General features: G+C 57.2%; 20 protein-coding genes. 7 read left to right on the plus strand and 13 right to left on the minus strand.

The genetic code is table 11. The features are described from left to right. The first annotated feature begins 20 nt into the window (after nt 1–20). The 3 genes from ptsJ to ROR01S_RS03355 are packed head-to-tail and all read left to right on the plus strand — an operon-like array spanning nt 21 to nt 2,464. Nucleotides 21–1,325 (plus strand): MocR-like B6 salvage transcription factor PtsJ, encoded by a 1,305-nt coding sequence (ptsJ, locus tag ROR01S_RS03345; RefSeq protein ID WP_064359106.1) that lies wholly within the window; start codon nt 21–23, stop codon nt 1,323–1,325. 5 nt (nt 1,326–1,330) lie between these two features. After that, entirely contained in the window at nt 1,331–2,047 is a 717-nt protein-coding gene (locus ROR01S_RS03350; RefSeq protein WP_048025196.1) for a type 1 glutamine amidotransferase, read from the plus strand. Between the two features lie 15 nt (nt 2,048–2,062). After that, a complete protein-coding gene (locus ROR01S_RS03355; RefSeq protein ID WP_004866092.1) occupies nt 2,063–2,464 on the plus strand; it encodes a YybH family protein in 402 nt (133 codons plus the stop codon). On the opposite strand, the gene cysM is transcribed toward ROR01S_RS03355, so the two are convergent. The 9 genes from cysM to ROR01S_RS03400 all read right to left on the minus strand — a co-directional run bounded on the left by cysM (nt 2,461) and on the right by ROR01S_RS03400 (nt 10,073). Further along, entirely contained in the window at nt 2,461–3,372 is a 912-nt protein-coding gene (gene cysM, locus ROR01S_RS03360; protein ID WP_004866094.1) for a cysteine synthase CysM, read from the minus strand. The genes ROR01S_RS03355 and cysM overlap by 4 nt on opposite strands. Before the next feature lie 119 nt (nt 3,373–3,491). Continuing rightward, nucleotides 3,492–4,586: a sulfate/thiosulfate ABC transporter ATP-binding protein CysA gene (gene cysA, locus ROR01S_RS03365; RefSeq protein WP_004866097.1), complete on the minus strand. Its 1,095-nt coding sequence runs from the start codon at nt 4,584–4,586 to the stop codon at nt 3,492–3,494. Beyond that, nucleotides 4,576–5,451 (minus strand): sulfate/thiosulfate ABC transporter permease CysW, encoded by an 876-nt coding sequence (cysW, locus tag ROR01S_RS03370; protein ID WP_004866100.1) that lies wholly within the window; start codon nt 5,449–5,451, stop codon nt 4,576–4,578. Before cysW ends, cysA begins: the two co-directional genes overlap by 11 nt. After that, the gene (gene cysT / locus ROR01S_RS03375) at nt 5,451–6,284 is read right to left on the minus strand and encodes a sulfate/thiosulfate ABC transporter permease CysT (protein ID WP_004866101.1); all 834 of its coding nucleotides are present in this window, start codon (nt 6,282–6,284) and stop codon (nt 5,451–5,453) included. The genes cysW and cysT overlap by 1 nt, the downstream gene beginning before the upstream one ends. Next, a complete protein-coding gene (locus ROR01S_RS03380) occupies nt 6,284–7,300 on the minus strand; it encodes a sulfate ABC transporter substrate-binding protein (protein WP_004866103.1) in 1,017 nt (338 codons plus the stop codon). The genes cysT and ROR01S_RS03380 overlap by 1 nt, the downstream gene beginning before the upstream one ends. Before the next feature lie 280 nt (nt 7,301–7,580). Further along, a complete protein-coding gene (locus ROR01S_RS03385) occupies nt 7,581–8,480 on the minus strand; it encodes a Dyp-type peroxidase (RefSeq protein WP_004866106.1) in 900 nt (299 codons plus the stop codon). A 94-nt stretch (nt 8,481–8,574) separates the two neighbouring features. Further along, nucleotides 8,575–9,150, minus strand: a complete 576-nt coding sequence (locus ROR01S_RS03390) for an RpoE-regulated lipoprotein (RefSeq protein WP_004866110.1) — start codon at nt 9,148–9,150, stop codon at nt 8,575–8,577. Between the two features lie 61 nt (nt 9,151–9,211). Then, nucleotides 9,212–9,661, minus strand: coding sequence for a DUF2919 domain-containing protein (locus tag ROR01S_RS03395; protein WP_004866113.1), 450 nt, complete (start codon nt 9,659–9,661; stop codon nt 9,212–9,214). Next, a complete protein-coding gene (locus ROR01S_RS03400) occupies nt 9,648–10,073 on the minus strand; it encodes a GNAT family acetyltransferase (RefSeq protein WP_004866116.1) in 426 nt (141 codons plus the stop codon). Before ROR01S_RS03400 ends, ROR01S_RS03395 begins: the two co-directional genes overlap by 14 nt. 210 nt (nt 10,074–10,283) lie before the next feature. Between ROR01S_RS03400 and amiA the strand changes: the two genes are divergently transcribed. Next, complete coding sequence (gene amiA, locus ROR01S_RS03405) at nt 10,284–11,159, plus strand: N-acetylmuramoyl-L-alanine amidase AmiA (RefSeq protein ID WP_015583734.1); 876 nt, start codon at nt 10,284–10,286, stop codon at nt 11,157–11,159. Further along, entirely contained in the window at nt 11,156–12,055 is a 900-nt protein-coding gene (hemF, locus tag ROR01S_RS03410) for an oxygen-dependent coproporphyrinogen oxidase (protein WP_015583733.1), read from the plus strand. The genes amiA and hemF overlap by 4 nt, the downstream gene beginning before the upstream one ends. Before the next feature lie 77 nt (nt 12,056–12,132). Here hemF and maeB read toward each other — a convergent pair whose 3' ends face one another. After that, nucleotides 12,133–14,412 carry an NADP-dependent oxaloacetate-decarboxylating malate dehydrogenase gene (gene maeB / locus ROR01S_RS03415; protein ID WP_004866124.1) on the minus strand — a complete coding sequence of 760 codons (2,280 nt, stop codon included), beginning with the start codon at nt 14,410–14,412 and terminating at the stop codon, nt 12,133–12,135. 288 nt (nt 14,413–14,700) lie between these two features. Between maeB and tkt the strand changes: the two genes are divergently transcribed. Then, the gene (gene tkt, locus ROR01S_RS03420; RefSeq protein ID WP_004866125.1) at nt 14,701–16,695 is read left to right on the plus strand and encodes a transketolase; all 1,995 of its coding nucleotides are present in this window, start codon (nt 14,701–14,703) and stop codon (nt 16,693–16,695) included. Here the strand turns inward: tkt and ROR01S_RS03425 are convergent. From ROR01S_RS03425 to aegA, 3 genes are all read right to left on the minus strand, one after another. After that, complete coding sequence (locus tag ROR01S_RS03425) at nt 16,664–17,731, minus strand: DUF1176 domain-containing protein (protein ID WP_015583732.1); 1,068 nt, start codon at nt 17,729–17,731, stop codon at nt 16,664–16,666. The two genes, tkt and ROR01S_RS03425, sit on opposite strands and share 32 nt — an antisense overlap. Before the next feature lie 66 nt (nt 17,732–17,797). Then, nucleotides 17,798–18,394: a GDP-mannose pyrophosphatase NudK gene (nudK, locus tag ROR01S_RS03430; protein WP_004866133.1), complete on the minus strand. Its 597-nt coding sequence runs from the start codon at nt 18,392–18,394 to the stop codon at nt 17,798–17,800. 57 nt (nt 18,395–18,451) lie between these two features. Beyond that, complete coding sequence (gene aegA / locus ROR01S_RS03435) at nt 18,452–20,434, minus strand: formate-dependent uric acid utilization protein AegA (RefSeq protein WP_015583731.1); 1,983 nt, start codon at nt 20,432–20,434, stop codon at nt 18,452–18,454. 378 nt (nt 20,435–20,812) lie between these two features. Between aegA and acrD the strand changes: the two genes are divergently transcribed. Next, nucleotides 20,813–23,926, plus strand: coding sequence for a multidrug efflux RND transporter permease AcrD (gene acrD, locus ROR01S_RS03440; RefSeq protein ID WP_004866137.1), 3,114 nt, complete (start codon nt 20,813–20,815; stop codon nt 23,924–23,926). Nucleotides 23,927–23,962: the final 36 nt, after the last annotated feature.

The following is a 23,962-nucleotide window of genomic DNA, read 5'->3' on the forward strand; positions in this document are numbered from 1 at the left end:
CATTTTGTCATAGGTCAATAATGATCGTTGGAAAAACCGCCAGTGAAATTTTTGATAACATCCGTCATCTGATACAAAGCGGAGTATTAAAACCCGGAGAAACGCTGCCTCCGGTTCGTGAGCTGGCTGCTGAACTGACGGTTAACCGCAACACCGTCGCCGCGGTCTATAAACGGCTGGTCACCTCCGGGCTGGCCGTCAGTCAAGGGCGCAACGGTACCGCCATTAAATCCGCGAATGCTCCCCTGCCGCAGGAAGGCGGAGACCCCTCGTCGCCACTCAGAGATATCTCCGGTGGTAACCCGGATCCCCGCCGCCTGCCGGATCTCGCTCGCTATCTGAGTCAGCTCTCGCTGACCCCACACCTGTACGGCGATGCCGCCGTGGAACCTAAGCTGGCGGCCTGGGCGCAGCGCTGGATGCACCAGGACCTGGGAATCCATGCTGAGATTAACCTGACCAGTGGCGCCATCGATGCGCTGGAGCGGCTGCTTTGCGCCCTGCTTCTGCCCGGCGACGGCGTGGTTGTTGAAGACCCCTGCTTCCTCAGCAGTATCAATATGCTGCGCTACGCCGGATTCCATGCCTGTCCGGTGGCAGTTGACGGAGAAGGGATGTTGCCTGACGAGCTGGAACTGGCCTTACGCAGCGGCGCGCGAGCCGTCATTCTGACCCCGCGCGCGCACAACCCGACCGGCTGTAGCTTCAGTGAAGCCAGGGCAGCGGCTATTCGCGAGATACTGGCTCATTACCCGCAGGTGCTGGTGATTATTGATGACCACTTCGCATTGTTATCGGCAACGCCCTGGCACTCCCCTCTGCCCGCCACCACTCAGCGCTGGGCGCTGGTGCGCTCCCTGTCAAAAACGCTCGGGCCGGACCTGCGTCTGGCGTTTGTTGCCAGCGATAGCACCACCTCGGCAGCGCTACGTCTGCGGCTCAACGCCGGCAGCCAGTGGGTCAGCCATCTGCTGCAGGGCTTTGCCTTTGCCTGCCTGAATGATAGCGTCTTTACTGCCTCGCTGGCGGAGAGTCGTCGCCATTATCATCGGCAGAATGAAAAACTGGCCGCGGCCCTGACCCAACGCGGTTTTCCCCCTTTCCCTCCGGGAGATGGCCTCAATTTCTGGCTGCCGCTAACGGAGCCGAGCCAGCCAATCGCCCTGCGCTTAGCCCGCGCCGGCTGGTTAGTCCGCGAAGGTGAAGCGTTCGGTATTCACACGCCATCGCACGGTCTTCGGCTATCGCCGGGAACGTTAAGCGATGATGAGATTGAGCGCCTGGCTGACGATTTACACCTCGTTCTCCAACCCTCACCGGAGTGACGTCTATGCAAATTCATTTTATCGTCCACGAACATTTTGAATCACCGGGAGCCTGCCTCCACTGGGCACAGGATCGGGGCTACACCATCGGCTGGTCACGGGTATACGCCGGCGATCCGCTGCCGGCAAACGCCGATGGCTTCGATATGTTGGTGGTGCTCGGCGGCCCGCAGTCACCACGTACTACGCTGGCGGAGTGTGCTTATTTTGATACACATGCTGAACAAAATCTTATTGCCCAGGCCATCGCCGCCGGGCGAATTGTCATCGGCATCTGTCTTGGCTCACAGCTGATTGGTGAAGCGCTGGGCGCCCCCGTCATGCAAAGCCCGGAAAAAGAGATCGGCCACTACCCTGTCACCCTCAGCGTAGAGGGTTTACGTGACCCGAATATCGCTCATTTTGGCCCTGCTCTGGTCGTGGGACACTGGCATAACGATATGCCCGGCATGACGCCGACGGCAACGGTGCTGGCCGCAAGCGAAGGTTGCCCGCGACAAATTGTGAAATATGGCGACCGGGTATATGGTTTCCAGTGCCACATGGAATTTGACGCAGAGGTCATTGAACGGCTCATCACCCATTCGCAGGAGGAGCTTGAGGCGGCAAAAGGCCGGCGTTTTATCCGTTCCGTACAGGAGATGCGCAGCTGGGATTATCGCGAGATGAACCAGAAGCTGTGGACATTTCTCGATAATCTGGTGACCCATTATCGGCACTAACCCCGGAGGGTATTCATGGTAAACCCGCAGCTAAAAGCCGTCATTGAAGCGTGCGACCGCGCAATATCGCAGGAAGACTACGATACGTTAATGGACTACTACGCGGAGGATGCCCTGCTGGTGGTGCAGCCAGAACGGCTGGTGAAAGGTAAGGAGAACATCCGCAAAGCCTTTCTCGCCATTGCCGACTATTTTCAGCACCGTCTGGTGGTGACACAAGGCAGAATGGAGATACTGGAAGGCGGCGACACTGCGCTGGTGATTATGGAAACCCGGCTGGATATCCCGACTCCGGAGGGAGGCACCACCCAGGTCACGCGCCGCGCCACCTATGTTTTTCGCCGGCAGGAGCAGCGCTGGCTGTGTACCGTAGATAACTCCTACGGTACCGACCTGCTGGACTCGCCAGCCCGTTAAATACCCGCCCCCTGGCTGAAGTGCTCTTCGCCAAAAACCCCGGTAGACAGGTAGCGATCGCCGCGATCGCAGACGATCGCCACCACTACCGCGCCGGGATTTTCACGCGCGATACGTAATGCGCCGGCCACCGCGCCGCCGGAGCTAACGCCGCAAAAAATACCTTCCCGTACCGCCAGCATACGCATGGTGTTTTCCGCATCCTGCTGGTGAATATCCAGCACCGCATCAACCAGCGAAGCATTAAAAATCCCCGGCATATACTCTGCCGGCCAGCGCCGAATACCCGGAATGCTGCTGCCCTCTTCCGGCTGCAGTCCCACAATACTCACCGGCTTATCCTGTTCACGCAAAAAGCGGGATACGCCGGTGATGGTGCCGGTAGTGCCCATACTGGAGACAAAATGGCTGATTCGCCCGGCGGTCTGCTGCCAGATTTCCGGTCCGGTGGTGGTGTAATGCGCATAGGGGTTATCCGGATTATTGAACTGATCCAGCAGTTTCCCTTCGCCACGCTGCGCCATTTCCGCCGCCAGATCGCGCGCGCCCTCCATCCCCTGCTCTTTGGTGACCAGAATCAGCTCGGCACCGTAGGCCAGCATCGCGGCCCGGCGCTCCTGGCTCATGTTGTCCGGCATCAGGAGCTTCATCTGATAGCCTTTCAGCGCGGCAATCATCGCCAGCGCGATACCGGTATTCCCGCTGGTGGCTTCAATCAGGACGTCGCCAGGCTTTATTTCACCGCGTTTTTCGGCTTCAACGATCATTGAAAGCGCGGCGCGGTCCTTTACTGAACCCGCCGGGTTATTGCCTTCCAGTTTGACCCAGATTTCACTGCCATTGTCCGGTCCCATGCGCTGAAGCTTGACCAGAGGGGTATTACCGATGGTGTGTTCAAGTGTATTCACGATTTTTACTCAATAAAAAAGCCGGGTGGCGCTTCGCTTACCCGGCCTACAAGACGCAGTGATAACTGTAGGCCCGGTAAGCGCAGCGTCACCGGGCGATAAACATATTCAATAAACTATCAGGCTGACTCCGCCAGAGCAATATCCTCACGCGGCTCTATCCGCTGATTGCCGTTATAGAGTCGCGCATTTTGTAAGCCGACAAACAGCCGTTCACCGCGATACGGCGCGTCATCGCCCGACAGCACGACGGTCAGCGGTTCGTCATACCACCCTAATGGCTGAACAACTAATTGGGTGTAGTGCCCTTTCGGGCTGGCTTCCAGTACCTGAACCGGCAGAGGTGAATCGAGGCTGGTACGGCGACTGATATCCACTTCCCAGGGGCGGAGGAACAGATCCACCGGCCCTTGATACGCCGGGGTATACCCCAACGGCCAACGATGCGCACCGACATGGAACTGGCCACCGCGAACAATCCCTTTCAGGCGGTTAACTTCGCCCATAAACTCCAGCACGAAGCGGGTGGACGGTTCACGCCAGACCTGTTCCGGTGCATCGGCCTGTTCGATATTGCCCTGGCTCATGACCACCACGCGGTCAGCTACTTCCATCGCCTCTTCCTGATCGTGGGTCACAAACACGCTGGTAAACTTCAGCTCTTCATGCAGCTGACGCAGCCAGCGGCGCAGCTCTTTGCGCACCTGAGCGTCCAGCGCACCGAAGGGTTCATCGAGCAACAGAATCTGCGGTTCAACGGCCAGCGCACGCGCAAGAGCCACGCGCTGCTTTTGCCCGCCGGAAAGCTGCGCCGGGTAGCGATCGGCAAGATGCGCCAGCTGCACCATTTCCAACAGCCGGGTGACTTTCGCTTTGATCCCGGCGGCGTTCGGACGTTCACGACGCGGCAACACCGTCAGGCCGAAGGCGATATTCTCAAATACCGTCATATGGCGGAACAGCGCATAGTGCTGGAAGACGAAGCCCACTTTACGGTCACGGGCGTGAACGCGGCTCACGTCGGTGCCATGGAAACGAATATGACCGCTGGATTGATTCTCCAGACCAGCAATAATACGCAGCAGCGTGGTTTTTCCGGAGCCGGACGGCCCCAACAGCGCGACCATCTGTCCGGAAGGGATATCCAGAGAGATATCATTCAGCACCTGAGTGCGTCCAAAAGATTTCTTAATATTGACAATCTCAATGCTCATGATTCCCCTCCAGTTGCGCGCGTTTTTCCTGATTAGCCAGGCGCCATTGCAACATACTCTTTAAAAACAAAGTCAAAATAGCCATTAACGTCAGCAGAGCTGCGGCGGTAAAGGAACCGACGGTATTGTAATCCTGCTCCAGCAATTCAATCTGCAGCGGCAGCGACAGGGTTTCACCGCGAATCGAGCCCGAAACCACCGAAACGGCGCCGAACTCCCCGATAGCGCGAGCGTTGGTCAGCACCACGCCGTATAACAGCGCCCAACGGATATTCGGCAGAGTCACCCGGCGGAACATCTGCCAGCCGGACGCGCCGAGCAGGATCGCCGCTTCATCTTCATTACTGCCCTGACTGATCATCACCGGAACCAGCTCGCGCACCACAAATGGACAGGTGACAAAAATGGTGGCCAGCACCATTCCCGGCCAGGCAAACATGATTTGCAGGTTATGCGCGTCCAGCCAGCCGCCGAGCGGGCCGTTGGAACCGTAGAACAACAGATAGACCAGCCCCGCCACCACCGGCGAGACGGCAAAAGGAATATCCAGCAGCGTCAGCAGCAGCTGGCGGCCAGGGAAGTTAAAACGCGTTACCAGCCACGCCAGCAGAGTACCGAAAACCAGGTTAACCGGTACGGTAATCAGCGCAATCATCACCGTCAGCCAGATTGCGTGCAGCATGTCCGGGTTAGCCAGGTTTTGCAGTACCGGCATCAGCCCTTTGCTGAAGGCCTGGACGAAGATATAGACCATCGGCACGATCAGAATGAAAGCGGAAACCAATATTCCGGTGCCAATCAGAAACCATTTCCCCCAGTTGATGCGGGGAGCATCGTAACGCTTCAATTGAGTAACTTCCGCCATTAGTGACCTACCACACGTCGACCAAAGCGACTTTGCAGGGTGTTGATGGAAAACAGCAGCAGCAGCGAAGCCGCCAGGATCACCGACGCAATCGCGCTCGCCGCCGGGTAATCAAACTCCTGCAGGCGCACGAAAATCATCAGGGAAGTGACCTCGGTTTTCCATGCGATGTTGCCGGCGATGAAAATCACCGCGCCAAACTCGCCAAGGCTACGCGTAAATGACAGCGCGATCCCGGCCAGCAGCGCCGGAGAGAGCTCAGGCAGCACCACTTTACGGAAGCTCTGCAGGCGCGTGGCGCCCAGCGTTTCCGCCGCTTCTTCATATTCCGGCCCCAGCTCTTCAAGTACCGGCTGAACCGTCCGGACCACGAAAGGAATACTGGTAAACGCCATGGCGACCGCGATACCGAGCCAGGTATAGGTCACCTTGATATCAAACTTCGCCAGCCACTCGCCGTAAAAGCCGTTGACTGAAAACAGTGACGCGAGGGTCAGGCCGGCGACTGCCGTCGGCAGAGCAAACGGCAGGTCCATCAGCGCATCGAGCAGCGTCCGGCCCGGAAAGCGATAGCGCGTCAGAATCCAGGCCATCAGCAGGCCAAACACGCCATTAAAAATTGAGGCGACAAACGCCGACAGCAGCGTGACTTTGTAGGCCGCCACCACCTGCGGGTTAGTCACTACTTCCCAGTACTGACCCCAGGTCATCTGCGCCAGCTGCATCACCAGCGCACTCAGGGGGAGCAGTAAAATCAAGCAGACAAACAGCAGGCTGGTGCCGAGGCTCAGGGTAAAGCCCGGCAGCACGCGCTTAGATGCAGCAGCAAACATTACTTACGCCCCGCCGCCAGCAGTTTGTCCAGCTCACCGCCGCTGACAAAGTGGGTTTTCATTACCTGCGGCCAGGAGCCAAACTGATCTTCGACGCGGAACAGTTCGGTCTGCGGGAATTTATCCTTCAGCGTCTCCATCACCTTCGGGTTGTTCACACGATAGTAATAGTCGGTAATGATCGTCTGCGCCTGAGGGCTATAGAGCCAGTTCAGGTAAGCCTTCGCCGCCTTCTCGGTTCCGTTGGCCTTGACGTTTTTGTCCACCCAGGCGACCGGGAACTCCGCCAGAATATTGACCTTCGGCACTACCACTTCGAAGCCCTGGTCTTCATACTGCTTGCGAATATTGTTCACTTCCGATTCGAAGGTAATCAGGACGTCGCCGAGCCCACGTTCAACGAAGGTCGTAGTCGCGCCGCGGCCGCCGGTATCAAATACTTCGACGTTTTTCAGGAACTGGGTCATAAACTGCTCGGTTTTCGCTTTATCGCCGCCGTCGGCTTTATCTGCGGCTCCCCATGCAGCCAGATAGGTATAGCGCGCGTTACCGGACGTTTTCGGATTCGGGAAAATCAGCTTCACGTCCGGGCGCACCAGATCGCTCCACTCATGAATATTCTTCGGGTTCCCCTTACGCACCAGAAACGCCATGGTGGAGTAGAACGGCGAGCTGTTGTTCGGCAGCCGGCTTTGCCAGTCGGCGGGAATCAAGTTGCCTTTGTCATGCAGGATCTGTACATCCGTCACCTGGTTATAGGTCACCACATCGGCTTTTAAGCCCTGCAATATGGCCAGCGCCTGTTTCGACGAACCGGCATGAGATTGTTTGATCGTCAGCTTATCGCCGGCATTATCTTTCGCCCACTGCTGTTCAAACGGCGGATTAAGGGCGGCAAACAGCTCGCGGGAGACATCATAAGAGCTGTTCAGCAGCTCAGTCGCCTGCGCCTGCGCAACCAGCAGCATCGAAGCAGCCAGTGCCAGATATCCTTTGTTCAGTGATTTAACCGCCATTGCGCACCCTTATCAGTTTGATGACTTTCTTATAGCCATAATATTTATAACGAGGATGAAAGGAGTAACGGTTTTATATACCGTTTGGCGATTTGGAAGTCGAAAAGAGAATAAGCCGTTTACAAACCATTGTGGAGACGGGTTTTCGGCGTGATTTTCCCTCTATGGGGCGGAGCAGGAGGTCAGGGAGAACAAGGGGTTAAGCCGAACGTGGTCGTCAGACTGGGAGAAAGTTATCTGCCCTCTCCCGAGTGGAAGAGGGGCAGTGTCAACCCGGAGATTACAGCGCCTGGAGACGATCCAGTGACGGAGCAAAGTAGTAGCCGCCGGTCACGGGTTTGGTAAAGCGCAGCATGGCATCACGTTTGCCGTCGGTATCGCCAAACATGCTCAGCAGCTGCTGTTCAATGTTATGGATACGTGCGCAGTACGCACAGAAATAGAGGCCATGAGTGCCGCTGGCGGTGCCGTAAGGCAGGCTCTGACGAACAATCTTCAGCCCTTTGCCATCCTCTTTTAAGTCGACGCGACTCAGGTGTGAGGTTGCCGGACGATCGTCGCCATCAATCTCTTCATTGGCTTCTTTGGTCCGGCCAATCATCATCTCCTGGTCCGGAACGCTCATGCGATTCAACTGCTTGAGGTTATGCTCCCAGCGCTGAACGAAGACATAGCTGCCGCCGGCATCCACGCCATCTTTGATGATCGCCACTTCACGGCGGGTCTCAAGACCGGCCGGGTTTTCCGTGCCGTCGACGAAACCGCTCAGGTCACGCTCTTCAATCCAGCGGAAACCGTGAACCTCTTCTTTCACCTCAATCACATCGCCAAAGGCCGCCATGGCTGCCTGAGCAACGGAGAAGTTCACCTCATGACGCGCGGAGAGGATATGAATCAGGACATCATACTGGGTAGACGGCGCCAGGCCCTTGCCGTATACCGGGAAATCTTTAAGCTCTTCGGCACCCACACCGCCGCTCAGCTCACGCCAGACGTTATTGCCAAAAGCCACCACGGCGCCCAGCTGTGCGTCCGGAAATTGCGTTTGAAAGGTCGCTAATTTATCAATAAAGACTTTGCTGGCTTCGCGCAGGGCGTTGACGTCCCCTTTGACATTGGCTTCAATCCAAATCGCCGCACGGCAATGTTCCGGCAAAATGCCGCTCTGAACCTGAGACATCGCTCCTCCTGAAATGATACAACCACAACACTGTGGCACTTTTATCGCGCTATTGTACCCGTTTTTTCCCTGTGCCGTGTCCGTTCAGATCAAATTAGCCGCGCCAGATAATTTTGCTGACCTTCCAGTTTTTCAGCGTGTCGTCGGAAGGCATCAGCTCTTCCGGACCATTCCAGTGGCCGGTAAAGGCGTAGCTGATATGCTGACTACCGTCCGCCTGGCACTCCACCACGGCACCATTATCATTTGCGCCTTTTTGACAATGACCAAAGGCTTTGCTGTACAGCTCGCTAAACGGAGTGCCGACCTGAACGCCGCGGTCCGTTTTAATCTCGCTATCCCGCACTTCGATACGGTTGATGGTGCCGCCGTCGCCGTTAATGGTCATCGCGACCTTGTCATCTTTCAGCGCCTCAAAGTAGCGCACGATATTACCGTTGGCCGCTTTCATGCCGCTGCGCAGACGATAGCTCCCGCCCAGCGCATCGCTGATGGCCTGTTCATTCAGCGGCGTTGTGGCCGTTAGTTTACCCACGCCCTGCTCGGTCACTTCCATTGAGGAACCAAACCAGTTCCATGGGTAGGCCGCTGACCAGTTAACCGCACTCATAGTGGAGCAGCCGGTTAATGCCAGCGGTAACGCGCAGAGAAGCAAACGTAGCGATTTCATGACTCGATCCTTTCTTGTTTATTTGACGCCTGTTGGAGTGCAGGATCGGCAAAAAGTGCCGTTAAACCCGATCTTCCTGAAAACAAGCTTTGAGTCGACGGCTGGCTAACAGCCACCAGAAGGCATAGAGATCGGCGATCAGCAGGCCGATAGTCAGCATCGAAGGTGACTCGCCGCTCAGCCATAACAGCGGCTGCCAGAGCAGCAGCAGCGTCTGCGACAGCACCAGCAGCCAGCGCATTAGCGGCCAGAGACGGGGAAAACGCTGCCGCTGCCCGCTGACGATAAACGCCAGTACCGCCGGGATACCCGGCAATAATCCTAGCCAGAAATTATCGTGATCGGGATAGAACAGGTTCAATAACACATCGCCCTGCTGGCGGGAGGCCCCCGCCATAATGAACAGCACCCAGGTTCGCGCCTGCAGCAGCAGTACGCACCAGAACAGAAACGGTAGCCTGAGCCGGCCGTGGGCATCGAAATCAGAAGGGATAAACTCAGTATTCTTCATCTTCAATCAAACGTTTACCCAGACTCAGGATATCGGCATATTCGTAACCAAGCCGTTCATACATCCCCTGCACCACCTCATTATCATCGCGAACCATGATGTTAATTTTCGGGCAGCCGCGAGCAATCAGCTTTTTTTCCAGCCGGTTCAGCAGCGCATTGGCGATACCACGCCCGCGATATTCCGGATGCACGCCCAGGTAGTAGGCGGAACCGCGATGACCGTCATAGCCGCCCATCACCGTGCCAACCACCTCGCCATTTACTTCCGCGACGAGAAACAGGCTGACATCGTGGTTAACTTTACGCTCAATGTCCATTTCCGGGTCATTCCACGGGCGCAGAAGCTCGCAGCGCTCCCACAGCGTAATCACTTCTTCAAAATCTTGCTGGCGAAAAACGCGTATCTCCATGGTATTCCCCATTTTTCAAGCTTAAAAACAGCGATTATGGCGCGATTTCAGCGGATAGCCAATATCAGGCGAAATGAAGTGGAAAAAATGACATAATACGCACTGTCATGTATTGAAATGAAAAGTAAAACAATTCTTGTTTTGAATGGTCGTAACGGAAAACGCGATACGATATAACACCAGGTACCACTTGTTTGCAATTCAGGCCGAATGAGCACTTTTAAACCATTAAAAATACTTGCTTCGCGCCGCCAGGTGCTGAAAGCAGGACTGGCTGCCATGACCCTTTCCGGGGTTTCATCGCAGGTCATCGCAAAAGAACAGCCGCTGACGACGTCCAACGGCCACAGTAAACCCGCGGCGAAAAAGGCGGGCGCGAAGCGCATCGTTATGCTCGACCCGGGCCATGGCGGTATTGATACCGGCGCTATCGGTCACAACGGTTCAAAAGAGAAGCATGTCGTACTGGCGATTGCCAAAAACGTACGCAGCATTCTGCGCAATAACGGTATTGACGCGCGCCTGACGCGTTCTGGCGATACCTTTATCCCGCTGTACGACCGCGTGGAAATTGCCCACCAGCACGGCGCCGATCTTTTTATGTCGATTCACGCCGATGGCTTTACCAACCCCAGCGCGGCCGGCGCGTCGGTATTTGCCCTCTCCAACCGCGGTGCGAGTAGCGCGATGGCGAAATACCTCTCCGATCGCGAAAACCGCGCCGATGAGGTCGCCGGTAAAAAAGCCACGGCCAAGGACCATCTTTTGCAGCAGGTGCTGTTTGACCTGGTGCAGACCGATACCATTAAAAACAGCCTGACGCTGGGTTCGCATATCCTGAAAAATATTAAGCCGGTGCATAAGCTGCATAGCCGTAACACTGAACAGGCCGCCTTCGTGGTATTGAAGTCGCCGTCAATCCCGTCCGTACTGGTTGAAACCTCATTTATCACCAACCCGGGCGAAGAAAAACTGTTAGGTACCACCGCGTTCCGGCAAAAAATCGCCAGCGCGATCGCGTCCGGCATCATCAGCTATTTCCACTGGTTCGATAACCAGAAGGCCCACTCGAAGAGACGTAAATGAAGCCCGACGCGCAACAGGTAAAACGCTATCTCCTCCAGCTCCAGGAGACCATTTGCCAGAAACTGAGCGCCATTGACGGCGGTGAATTTGTCGAAGACAGCTGGCAGCGCGAAGGCGGCGGCGGCGGTCGCAGCCGGGTTCTGCGCGATGGCGGCGTGTTTGAGCAGGCGGGCGTAAACTTCTCCCACGTTCACGGCGACGCCATGCCGGCTTCGGCAACGGCGCATCGCCCGGAACTGGCCGGTCGCAGCTTTGAGGCGATGGGGGTTTCTCTGGTGGTACATCCGTGGAATCCCTATGTGCCGACCAGCCATGCCAACGTGCGTTTTTTCATTGCTGAGAAGCCCGGCGCAGAGCCGGTGTGGTGGTTCGGCGGCGGGTTTGACCTGACGCCCTTCTACGGCTTTGAGGAGGATGCGGTTCACTGGCATCGCACGGCTCACGATCTGTGCCAGCCCTTCGGCGCAGAGGTTTATCCGCGCTATAAAAAATGGTGCGATGACTACTTCTATCTGAAGCATCGTCACGAGCAGCGCGGAATTGGCGGCCTGTTCTTTGACGATTTGAATACCCCGGACTTTGACCACTGCTTCAGCTTTATGCAGGCCGTTGGCAATGGCTACACCGATGCGTATCTGCCGATCGTTGAGCGGCGCAAAGCCACGCCATATGGCGAGCGGGAGCGTCAGTTTCAGCTCTATCGTCGCGGCCGCTACGTGGAGTTCAATCTGGTGTGGGATCGCGGGACGCTGTTTGGCCTGCAGACCGGCGGGCGCACGGAGTCGATTCTGATGTCGATGCCGCCGCTGGTGCGCTGGGAGTATGACTACCGGCCGGAAGAAGGCAGCCCTGAGGCTGCCCTGAGTGAGTTTATTCAGGTTCGCGAATGGATTTAATGCCGGGCGGCGCCTCCGCTTGCCCGGCCTACGCTATCCCGTAGGTCGGGTTAGCGCAGCGCCACCCGACAAATCCCTTACAGCGGCTGAGTCTGAGCCTCGACCACCGCCAGCGCGACCATATTGACGATGCGACGCACGGAAGCGATAGGCGTCAGAATATGCACCGGCTTCGCCACTCCCATCAGCACCGGTCCGACGGTCACCCCTTCCGAACTGGAGACGCGCAGCAGGTTATAGCTAATGCGCGCGGCTTCCATATTCGGCATCACCAGAATGTTAGCCGAACCTTTCAGCGGACTGTCCGGCATCCGCTCATGGCGAATACTTTCCACCAGCGCAGCATCGCCGTGCATTTCACCATCGATCATCAGATCCGGCGCCAGCGCTTTCACCCGCTCCAGCGCTTCGCGCATTTTGCTTGCAGACGGGCAGTCAGAGGAACCGAAGTTGGAGTGCGACAGCAGCGCCACGCGCGGCTCAATACCAAAACGACGGACGCTTTCCGCCGCCATCAGCGTAATTTCCGCCAGCTGCTCCGGCGTAGGATCGTTATTGACGTAGGTGTCGGCGATAAAGGTGTTTCCGCTTGGCAGCAGCAGCGCATTCATGGCCCCCGCGGTGCTGACGCCGTCACGGTAGCCAAACAGCGGCTGAACGACCCCATAATGCTCATGGTAGTCGCCGATGGTGCCGCAGATCATGGCATCCGCCTCGCCACGGTGCACCATGATTGCGCCAATGACCGTCGTATTGGCAATCACCGCCCGCTGGGCCTGCTCCTGAGTCACGCCGCGGCGTTTCATGATCTGGTAATACTCGCCCCAGTACTCTTTAAAGCGCGGATCGGATTCGTTATTGACGATCTCAAAATCCACGCCGGCTTTGATCTGCAGCCCCAGCTTCTGGATGCGCATTTCAATCACGCTCGGACGACCGATCAAAATCGGTTTTGCCAGCCCCAGCGATACCAGCTCCTGTGTGGCGTGCAGGACGCGCGTCTCTTCGCCTTCCGCCAGCACAACGCGCTTAGGCTCTTTGCGCGCCTGGGAGAAAATTGGCTTCATGAACAGGTTGGTTTTGTAGACAAACTCGCTGAGCTTCTCAATATAGGCGTCGAAGTCGGCAATCGGACGCGTGGCGACGCCGGAGTCCATCGCCGCTTTGGCGACCGCCGGCGCGATCTTGACGATCAGGCGCGGATCGAACGGTTTTGGAATGATATATTCCGGACCAAAGCTCAGATCCTGATCGCCGTAGGCAGAGGCGACCACTTCGCTCTGCTCGGCATGCGCCAGTTCAGCTATCGCGTGGACCGCAGCCAGCTTCATCTCTTCGTTAATCGCCGTAGCGCCAACGTCCAGCGCCCCGCGGAAAATGAACGGGAAGCACAGCACGTTGTTGACCTGGTTCGGGTAGTCAGAGCGCCCGGTGCAGATGATGGCATCTTCGCGGACCTGCTTCGCCAGCGGCGGCAGAATCTCCGGTTCCGGGTTAGCCAGGGCGAGGATCAGCGGCGCGCGGGCCATTTTTTTCACCATCTCCGGCGTCAGCACTTTCGGGCCTGAACAGCCGAGGAAAATATCCGCCCCGTCAATCACATCGTCCAGAGTGCGTTTGCCGTCATCTTCTACCGCGTAGGCCGCCTTGGTCTCTGCCATATGGGGCTCACGGTCTTTATAGATAACGCCTTTGGAGTCGCAGACCACGATATTGTGTTTCTGCATCCCCAGCGCCACCAGCAAATTCATGCAGGCAATCGCCGCCGCGCCCGCGCCGGATACCACCATCCGAACGTCGGAAAGATTCTTCTCAACCACCCGCAGGCCGTTAATAATCGCCGCGGTGCTGATAATGGCCGTGCCGTGCTGATCGTCATGGAACACAGGAATGTTCATGCGCTCGCGCAGCTTTTGCTCGATGTAGAAACACTCTGGCGCTTTGATGTCTTCGAGGTTGATGCCGCCGAAGGTGGGCTCCAGCGCCGCCACGACATCGATAAATTTATCCGGATTCAGCTCATCGACTTCGATATCGAACACATCAATCCCGGCGAATTTTTTAAACAAAACGCCCTTGCCTTCCATCACCGGCTTACCGGCTAGCGCACCAATATTCCCCAGTCCCAGCACCGCGGTGCCGTTGGAGACAACGGCCACCAGGTTGCCACGGGCGGTATATTTGTAGGCGGCCAGCGGATCTTTCTCGATTTCCAGACAAGGTGCCGCCACGCCTGGCGAGTAGGCCAGCGCCAGATCGCGCTGGGTGGCCAGAGGCTTGGTAGGGACAACCTGAATTTTCCCGGGAACGGGAAACTCATGGAAATCGAGGGCGCTTTGTTTCAACTGCTCATCCATTTTATTGTTCCTTTCACGTATCGGTCGTAGGGGGTGTGCGTAATGACTATCCTGGTGCCCACCCTAAGGTGGCGCATAGTATCTCGCCTGACGGCTTTTCAAACTTTGAACGCCGCCAAACTCTCGCCATCGCAATGGTATATTTGTTATCGATTTATAACATTTATGTAACCTGATTTCGAAAGCAATGATAGTCCCGTCTGCTATGCTTTTTAGTTATCCACCCGATAAACACCTCGACAAACAATCAACAAAAACTCATGCAACATCTTGTTTCAGGAGTCCATTATGTCCCGAAGAGAACTTGCCAACGCCATTCGCGCCCTGAGCATGGACGCCGTACAGAAAGCCAACTCCGGCCACCCCGGCGCCCCGATGGGGATGGCGGATATCGCCGAAGTCCTGTGGAATGATTTCCTTAAACACAATCCGGAGAATCCGCACTGGTATGATCGTGACCGCTTTGTGCTCTCTAACGGTCATGCGTCGATGCTGTTGTATAGCCTGCTGCATCTGACCGGCTACGATCTGCCGCTGTCCGAATTGAAAAACTTTCGCCAGCTCCATTCGAAAACGCCCGGCCACCCGGAACACGGCTATACTCCCGGCGTCGAGACAACCACCGGCCCGCTTGGCCAGGGGCTGGCCAACGCCGTCGGCATGGCGATTGCCGAGCGCACGCTGGCGGCGCAGTTTAACCGTCCCGGCCACGACATTGTCGATCACTATACCTGGGTGTTTATGGGCGATGGCTGTCTGATGGAGGGGATCTCCCACGAAGCCAGTTCGCTGGCGGGGACGCTGGGTCTCGGTAAGCTCATCGGCTTCTATGACCATAACGGCATCTCAATCGATGGTAAAACCGACGGCTGGTTCACCGACGATACCGCCGCGCGCTTTCGGGCCTATCACTGGCACGTGATTGGCGATATTGACGGCCACGACCCGCAGGCAGTGAAACAGGCGATTCTCGAGGCGCAAAGCGTCACGGATAAACCTTCGCTGATCATCTGCCGAACCGTGATCGGCTATGGCTCACCGAATAAAGCCGGTTCGGAAGAGTCCCACGGCGCAGCGCTGGGGGAAAAAGAGGTGGCGTTAACCCGCGAGAAGCTGGGCTGGAAATATCCACCGTTTGAGATCCCCAAAGAGATTTATCAGCAATGGGACGCCCGGCCGCGCGGCGAGCAGGCAGAACAGACGTGGAATCAGCGGTTCGCCGCTTATCAGCAGCAGTATCCTGAACTGGCGGCGGAGCTAAAACGCAGAATGGACGGCGCGCTGCCGGCGAACTGGAGCGATGCGGCGCACGATTATATCGCGCAACTGCAGGCCGAGCCGGCGAAAATTGCCAGCCGTAAAGCGTCGCAAAATGCCCTGAACGCCTATGGCCCGCTCCTGCCGGAACTGCTGGGCGGATCGGCCGATCTGGCGCCGAGCAACCTCACCATCTGGTCCGGATCAACATCCATCAAAGAGGATATGGCGGGTAACTATATTCATTATGGCGTACGCGAGTTCGGCATGACGGCGATCGGCAACGGCATTGCTCTCCACGGCGGCTTTATCCCCTATACCTCCACCTTCCTGATGTTTGTCGAATATGCGCGTAACGCAGCGCGAATGGCGGCGTTGATGAAAGCCAGACAGATAATGGTCTATACCCATGACTCGATTGGGTTAGGGGAAGATGGCCCCACTCATCAGGCGGTCGAACAGCTGGCCAGTCTGCGACTGACGCCGAACTTCAGCACCTGGCGCCCCTGCGATCAGGTCGAAACGGCGGTCGCGTGGCAGGCGGCGATTGAACGACAAACCGGCCCCACCGCGCTGATACTGTCGCGGCAAAATCTGGCGCAAATGGCTCGGACGCCGCAACAGGTACAGGATATTGCCCGCGGCGGCTATGTGCTGAAAGATGCGGGGGGCAAACCAGATTTAATCCTGATAGCCACCGGCTCCGAAGTGGAGATAACCGTGCTGGCGGCGGAAAAGCTGCTCGCCAAAGGTGTTAACGTGCGGGTAGTCTCCCTGCCTTCAACCGATGTTTTCGATGCGCAAGATGCGGCATATCGGGAATCGGTTCTTCCGGCTAACGTCAGCGCCAGAATTGCCGTTGAGGCCGGTATCGCCGACTACTGGTATAAATATGTCGGGCTGAAAGGCGCCATCGTGGGAATGAGAAGCTACGGTGAATCGGCGCCGGCGGATAAGCTCTTCCCGTTCTTTGGCTTCACCGTCGAGCATATCGTCAGTCTCGCGGATGAAATATGTAACGGGTAACCCATAGCGTGGGCCAGGCATCTGGCCCCTGCCAGTTATCACACTGCGGCTGCTGCGCATAGCGAACCAGGCTAAACCGCTGGCCATCATAGCGCCAGCGGGTCTGAACCCCGCAATCGCCGGGGCCGCGCCCTTTATCCAGAGTCACCAGCTCGTGACGTCGCTCATCAATACTGGCATTAATCAGCTCAATATCACGCGCCGCATTGCCCGGCGGCTGGAAGGGCAGCGTCAGACGAACCTGGCGGGCCACATACGGCTGCTGGCGCGACACCAGCCAGGCCAGCCAGATAGTGTTGTACGCCCCGGCTTCGCAGCTGACCATCAGTAACACCTTCTCATCCGTCAACGCGGTAACCCGAATCTCGCGGCGGAAAGGGTCCAGCGAACAGGCGCTATTGTTCATCCGCTCGTTGCCGTAATCCATCAGGTCATTGAGCTCCTCCCGACTGAGCGGTGATTGCGAGAGATCGACTTTGCCAACCGCCCGCAGCGCAGGTGCCGGCGGTACGCTAAGCGGCGGCTCTTCGCCCTTCCCTACCCACGCGGTTTCACTGCCGACACGCTTTTGATGGCTATCGATAAACAGCAACGCGGCTTTCAGTCCTTGCAGAGAAATGCTTTGCAGCCCGTTAACCAGGGTGATCGCCTGCCCCTCCTGCACCTGCTGGAGAAAAGCATCGATCGTCACGCTATCCCCGGTTTTGAGCAGCTTATCCGCAACCTGCCAGTGTTTATCGGTCAACGCCAGCGGTTTACCATCAAGCAAAAGGCGAGGAGCGATTGGCGCCAGGGCGGCAACCGGGTTACCGATACCGCCCAGCTCAATGCGCAGGCTGGCATCCGTGACGGCGCCGGCGCTACGGCTGAGAGTCATAACCAGTCCGTGATGCAGACCAACGTTGCGAGCGACGCAGAAATTCTGATTATTGCAGGTGACCAGCCAGTCGTCGAAGAGCTGTTGTACCGGCGCCGCCCACGCCCATGACGTCGGTATCAAACCGAAAAACAGAAAAAAAAGAACCCGATAAAGCATGCGCGGCACAACCCCAGAGAAGAACGCTCAAAACAGCAGCCATCTTCACCAGCGGCGACATGTTACTCAATCAGATTTATCAGATAACCCCGCCATCAGTCCCGATGTTTGCAAATATTGCAGCAGGATCACCGCCTTCCCATCGCGTATCTCGCCGCTGGCAACCATCTGCAATGCCTGGCTGAAAGGCAGCTCCAGCACATCGATATCTTCATCTTCAACGCCGCCGCCGCGCGTTTTGCGCTGCGCGTCGCTGTACTCGGCGATAAAGAAGTGGACAATTTCGGTCACCCCGCCGGGAGACATATACAGCTCGAACAGCTTATGCGCATCGCCCACTTCGTACCCGGTCTCTTCGATGGCCTCTTTGCGGATGCAGGCTTCAGGCTCGTCGTTATCCAACAGCCCGGCGCAGGTTTCGATCAGCATCCCGTCCTCGTTACCGTTAACCCAGGTGGCAACACGAAACTGGCGGACCAATACGACGGTTTGCTTACGGCGGTTATACAACAGCACCGTGGCGCCGTTGCCGCGATCGTAAACCTCGCGCTTATGACGGACCACGCTGCCGTCGCTACGCGTCAGCTCGTAGGTCATATTGCGCAAAATAAAGTAGTTTTCAGAGAGGAGTTTATCTTTGATAACGTTGATGTTGAGTGACATACGGCCCCGCAGCGTGGAATGACGCTGTCATACTACGCTGCGAGGCCGGGTTTGTCGTTAGTGAAGCAGGGCCGATTTTACGCCGAGATAATCCATGATCCCCTGCGCCGCATGGCGACCTTCGGCCATCGCCGTCACCACCAGATCGGCGCCGCGGACGGCATCTCCGCCGGCAAAAATTTTGTCGTGCGTGGTCTGATAGCGGTAGCGGCTCTCGACACTGGCCTTAATCCGCCCCCGGTTATCAAGCTCTACGCCGACGGACTCCAGCCACGGCATCCCGTGGGGATGGAAACCAAAGGCCATAATCACCGCATCGGCCGGCATCACGAACTCGCTGCCCGGCAGCGGCGACGGGCTGCGGCGCCCCTGCTCATCCGGTTCACCCAGCTGTGTGCGCAGAAAACGTACGCCGTTAACCCGACCGTCGCTATCCAGCTCCAGCGTCACCGGCTGAACGTTGAATTCGAACTCCGCCCCTTCTTCACGCGCGTGTTTCACCTCTTTTTTCGACCCCGGCATATTGGCCTCATCGCGACGATAGGCGCAGGTGACCTTTTTCGCCCCGTGACGCAGCGCGGTGCGCACGCAGTCCATCGCCGTGTCGCCGCCCCCCAGCACCACGACATTCAGCCCGCGGGTATTGACGTAAGGCTCTTCGGGTTTCTCGCTCAGCCCCATGACTTGTTTCGTATTGGCAATCAGGAACGGCAGCGCATCATAGACCCCCGGGGCCTCTTCGTTTGGCAGTCCCGCTTTCATGGAACGGTAGGTTCCGGCGCCAATAAATACCGCATCGTATTCTGCCAGCAAGGTGGTTAACGCCACGTCCTTGCCCACTTCACACTCCAGTTCAAAGCGGATACCCATCTCAGTAAAAATCTCCCGTCGCCGGGCCAGCAGTGACTTTTCCAGCTTGAAGGCCGGAATGCCAAAAGTCAGCAAACCGCCGATTTCCGGATGACGGTCAAAGACCACCGGCTGCACGCCGTTTCGGATCAGCAGGTCAGCGCAGGCCAGTCCCGCCGGCCCGGCACCGATAATGGCCACCTTTTTCCCGCTATCGATAACCCGGGAGAGGTCCGGTCGCCAGCCCTGTGCCAGCGCCTGGTCGGAGATATAGCGCTCGATGTTGCCAATCGTCACCGCGCCCTGTTCATCGCGCAGCGTACAGGCCCCTTCACACAGGCGATCCTGCGGGCAAACCCGGCCAGTTATCTCCGGCAGGCAGTTAGTTTGATGGGACAGCGCCACGGCGGCGTCGATATCCCCCGCTTGTACCCGCTCAATCCACTGGGGAATATGGTTATGCAGCGGGCAGGTCCATTCACAGATACTGTGTTCGCCGCACTGCAGGCAGCGCTCCGAGGCCTGCTGCGCCTGCCCGGCGTTAAAGGGCAGAACGATCTCGGCAAAATCCCTCTTGCGGATCGCCGCGGCCCGTTTATCGGCCTCGCTGCGCGGCGGCGTTGCCGCCATCTGGCGGGCTTTTGCGTCAGCTGCCGGTAATGCCATGTCGCCGGGATGCGCATGCCACGGCCGCGCATCCATCCGCGCCGTACGCAGGCGTCGCTGTCTGGCCATCGCGGACAGGGTCGCTTCCGTCGCCAGCTGCAGCGCCTGCGCCGGGCAGTTTTGCACGCAGGAGGGCCCGCCTTCACGGCCGCTGCACAGATCGCATTTATGCGCGGTGGCTTTCACTTTCCCCGCCGCCGCCGGTAACAGCACGATCTCCATGACGCCAAACGGACAGGCCACCATGCAGGATTTACAGCCGATGCACTTTTCCTCGTCAACCTGCACGCTATCATTTACCTGGCGAATGGCATCATTCGGGCAGCTGCGGGCACAGGGGGCGCTTTCACAATGCCGACATGTTATTGCGTTACGTTTTTGCTCGTGCTTCATCACGGTAATGCGCGGTAAGAAGCGCTGCGGGGTCAGGACGTGCTGTTCGTCGTTGTGTGCCATCACGCAGGCCACTTCGCAGGCTTTGCAGCCGATGCATTTGCGACTATCGCTGATAATAAAGTGGTTCATGGTATCCTTCGGTCTTCGCTAAATAACCCCTCGATTCGCATGACTATTTATTACCCGACAAAACGGGGCAGGAACAATGTTCATTTGCCCGGAAGCGTATTTTTCTGGAGATAACCCGTTTTGGATCAAATTCTTTGACTTAAATGAAATTGCGTTTTATTTAACGTAGCAAGCAGAAGGCAGTTTAACGATGACAAACGGACGCCGGGGTAAGCGGCGGTTTGCGCAGAGAGTCGGAGAGTTCTTTACGGTGTCCGCTAAAGCCACACGATAAATTACACTATCTCCTTAATTTCTCCACGTTTGCCCGTGGAGTTGCCTATAAAGTGTCACGGACTGTGCGGTAACAAAAATGTACACAATGAGGTCTCAATTCTGATGGCGAATTTTTTTATCGATCGCCCCATTTTCGCGTGGGTTCTGGCGATCCTGCTATGCCTGACCGGAACGCTCGCAATCTTGTCACTTCCCGTCGAGCAGTATCCCGATCTTGCGCCGCCTAACGTGCGCATTACCGCCAATTATCCAGGTGCCTCCGCACAAACGCTGGAAAATACCGTCACCCAGGTTATCGAGCAGAATATGACCGGCCTCGATAACCTGATGTATATGTCTTCCCAGAGCAGCTCTTCGGGTCAGGCGACGATTACGCTGACCTTTACCGCCGGAACCAATCCCAACGAAGCCATGCAGCAGGTACAAAACCAGCTGCAATCGGCAATGAAAAAACTGCCTCAGGATGTGCAAAATCAGGGGGTGACGGTACGTAAAACCGGCGATACCAACATTCTGACTATCGCGTTCGTCTCGACTGACGGCAGTATGGATAAGCAGGATATTGCCGACTACGTGGCCAGTAACATTCAGGAACCGCTCAGCCGCGTGAACGGAGTTGGCGACATTACGGCCTACGGCTCGCAATACTCAATGCGCATCTGGCTTGATCCGGCCAAACTCACCAGCGTGCAGATGACGGCGAAAGATGTCACCGACGCCATCGAATCACAGAATGCGCAGATCGCGGTCGGCCAGCTTGGCGGTACACCGTCGGTCGATAATCAGTCGCTCAATGCCACCATTAACGCCCAGTCGCTGCTGCAAACGCCGCAGCAGTTCCGCGATATTACGCTGCGCGTGAATCCGGACGGCTCACTGGTGACGCTCGGCGATGTGGCGAAAGTTGAACTGGGCGCGGAAAGCTACGATTACCTCAGCCGCTACAACCGCAACCCGGCCTCCGGCCTTGGCGTGCAGCTGGCCTCCGGGGCAAACGAAATGCAGACCGCGGAGCTGGTGCTCAATCGTCTGGATGAGCTGTCGCAGTATTTCCCTCACGGCCTTGAATATAAAATTGCCTACGAAACCACCTCCTTCGTGAAGGCCTCTATCCATGACGTGGTGAAAACGTTGCTGGAAGCCATCGTGCTGGTGTTCCTGGTGATGTACCTGTTCCTGCAAAACATCCGCGCAACGCTCATCCCAACCATTGCCGTACCGGTGGTTCTGATGGGGACTTTCGCCATCCTGTTTGCCTGCGGCTACAGTATCAACACCCTGACGATGTTCGCGATGGTGCTGGCGATAGGTCTGCTGGTGGACGATGCTATCGTGGTCGTCGAAAACGTTGAGCGCATCATGAGCGAAGAGGGCCTTTCGCCGCGTGAAGCGACGCGAAAATCCATGGGCCAGATTCAGGGGGCGCTGGTCGGGATCGCGATGGTACTGTCGGCGGTCTTTATCCCGATGGCCTTCTTCGGCGGCACAACCGGCGCCATTTACCGCCAGTTTTCTATTACCATCGTCTCGGCGATGGTGCTGTCGGTACTCGTGGCCATGATCCTCACGCCGGCCCTGTGCGCCACCTTGCTGAAACCCATGAAGAAAGGCGAAGAACACGGTAAAAAAGGCTTCTTCGGCTGGTTTAACCGTATGTTCAACCGTAACGCCAGCCGCTACGAAACCGCCGTGGGCAAAATTCTTCACCGCTCGCTGCGCTGGATCGCGATCTACGCGCTGCTGTTGGGGGGGATGGTCTTTATGTTCTTACGCCTCCCGACGTCGTTCCTGCCCCAGGAAGACCGCGGCATGTTCCTGACCTCGGTGCAGCTGCCGAGCGGCGCAACGCAGCAGCAGACCTTAAAAGTCGTGCAAAAAGTTGAGGACTATTTCTTTAATCATGAACAGGCCAACGTTGCTTCGATTTTCGCTACCGTGGGCTCTGGCCCGGGAGGCAACGGTCAGAACGTCGCGCGTATGTTTATCCGCCTGAAGGACTGGGATGAACGCGATGCGAAAACCGGTACCTCGTTTGCGATCATTGAACGTGCGACAAAAGCCTTTAACAGCATTAACGAGGCGCGGGTGTTCGCCACTAACCCGCCGGCAATCAGCGGACTGGGCAGCTCCGCCGGTTTTGATATGGAGCTTGAAGACCACGCCGGCAACGGGCACGCGGCGCTCATGGCAGCCCGCGATACGCTGCTCGATCTGGCGGCGAAAGATGAGCGGTTGACCCGGGTTCGCCATAACGGCCTTGACGATAGCCCACAGCTGCAGATTGATATCGATCAGCGGAAAGCCCAGGCGCTGGGCGTGGCTATTGACGATATCAACAACACGTTGCAAACCGCCTGGGGCTCAAGCTACGTGAACGATTTTATGGATCGTGGCCGCGTGAAGAAAGTCTACGTCCAGTCCGCCGCCCCTTACCGCATGCTGCCTGACGATATTAATCTGTGGTACGTGCGCAACAGCAGCGGCACGATGGTGCCCTTCTCGGCATTTGCTACCTCGCGCTGGCAAACCGGCTCCCCGCGCCTGGAGCGCTATAACGGCTACTCGGCGGTGGAAATCATCGGCGAAGCGGCTCCGGGCATCAGTACCGGTACCGCGATGGCTATCATGGAAGATCTGACCAGACAGCTACCAAACGGCTTTGGGCTCGACTGGACGGCCATGTCCTATCAGGAACGGCTGTCCGGCGCGCAGGCACCGGCGCTGTACGCCATTTCGCTGCTGGTCGTGTTCTTGTGCCTGGCTGCGCTGTACGAGAGCTGGTCTATCCCCTTCTCGGTCATGCTGGTGGTGCCGCTGGGGGTTATCGGGGCGCTGCTGGCCACCTGGATGCGCGGTCTTGAAAACGACGTGTACTTCCAGGTTGGCCTGCTGACGGTCATCGGCCTGTCGGCGAAAAACGCCATTCTGATCGTCGAGTTTGCTAATGAGCTAAACGAGAAAGGGGAAGATTTACTCGCCGCCACGCTGTCGGCCTGTCGCCAGCGTCTGCGGCCGATCCTGATGACCTCGCTGGCCTTTATTTTTGGGGTCCTGCCGATGGCGACCAGCACCGGCGCCGGTTCCGGTAGCCAGCATGCCGTGGGTACCGGGGTCATGGGCGGGATGATTTCCGCCACCGTCCTGGCTATCTTCTTCGTTCCGCTATTCTTCGTACTGGTACGTCGACGCTTTCCGCAAAAAGAGCGCCCGCAATAACCCGGCAGGATCCTGAGGGTCCCGTTTCTTACCCGG

The sequence above is a fragment of the Klebsiella ornithinolytica NBRC 105727 = ATCC 31898 genome (assembly GCF_001598295.1).
GTDB classification, from domain to species: Bacteria; Pseudomonadota; Gammaproteobacteria; order Enterobacterales; family Enterobacteriaceae; genus Klebsiella; species Klebsiella ornithinolytica.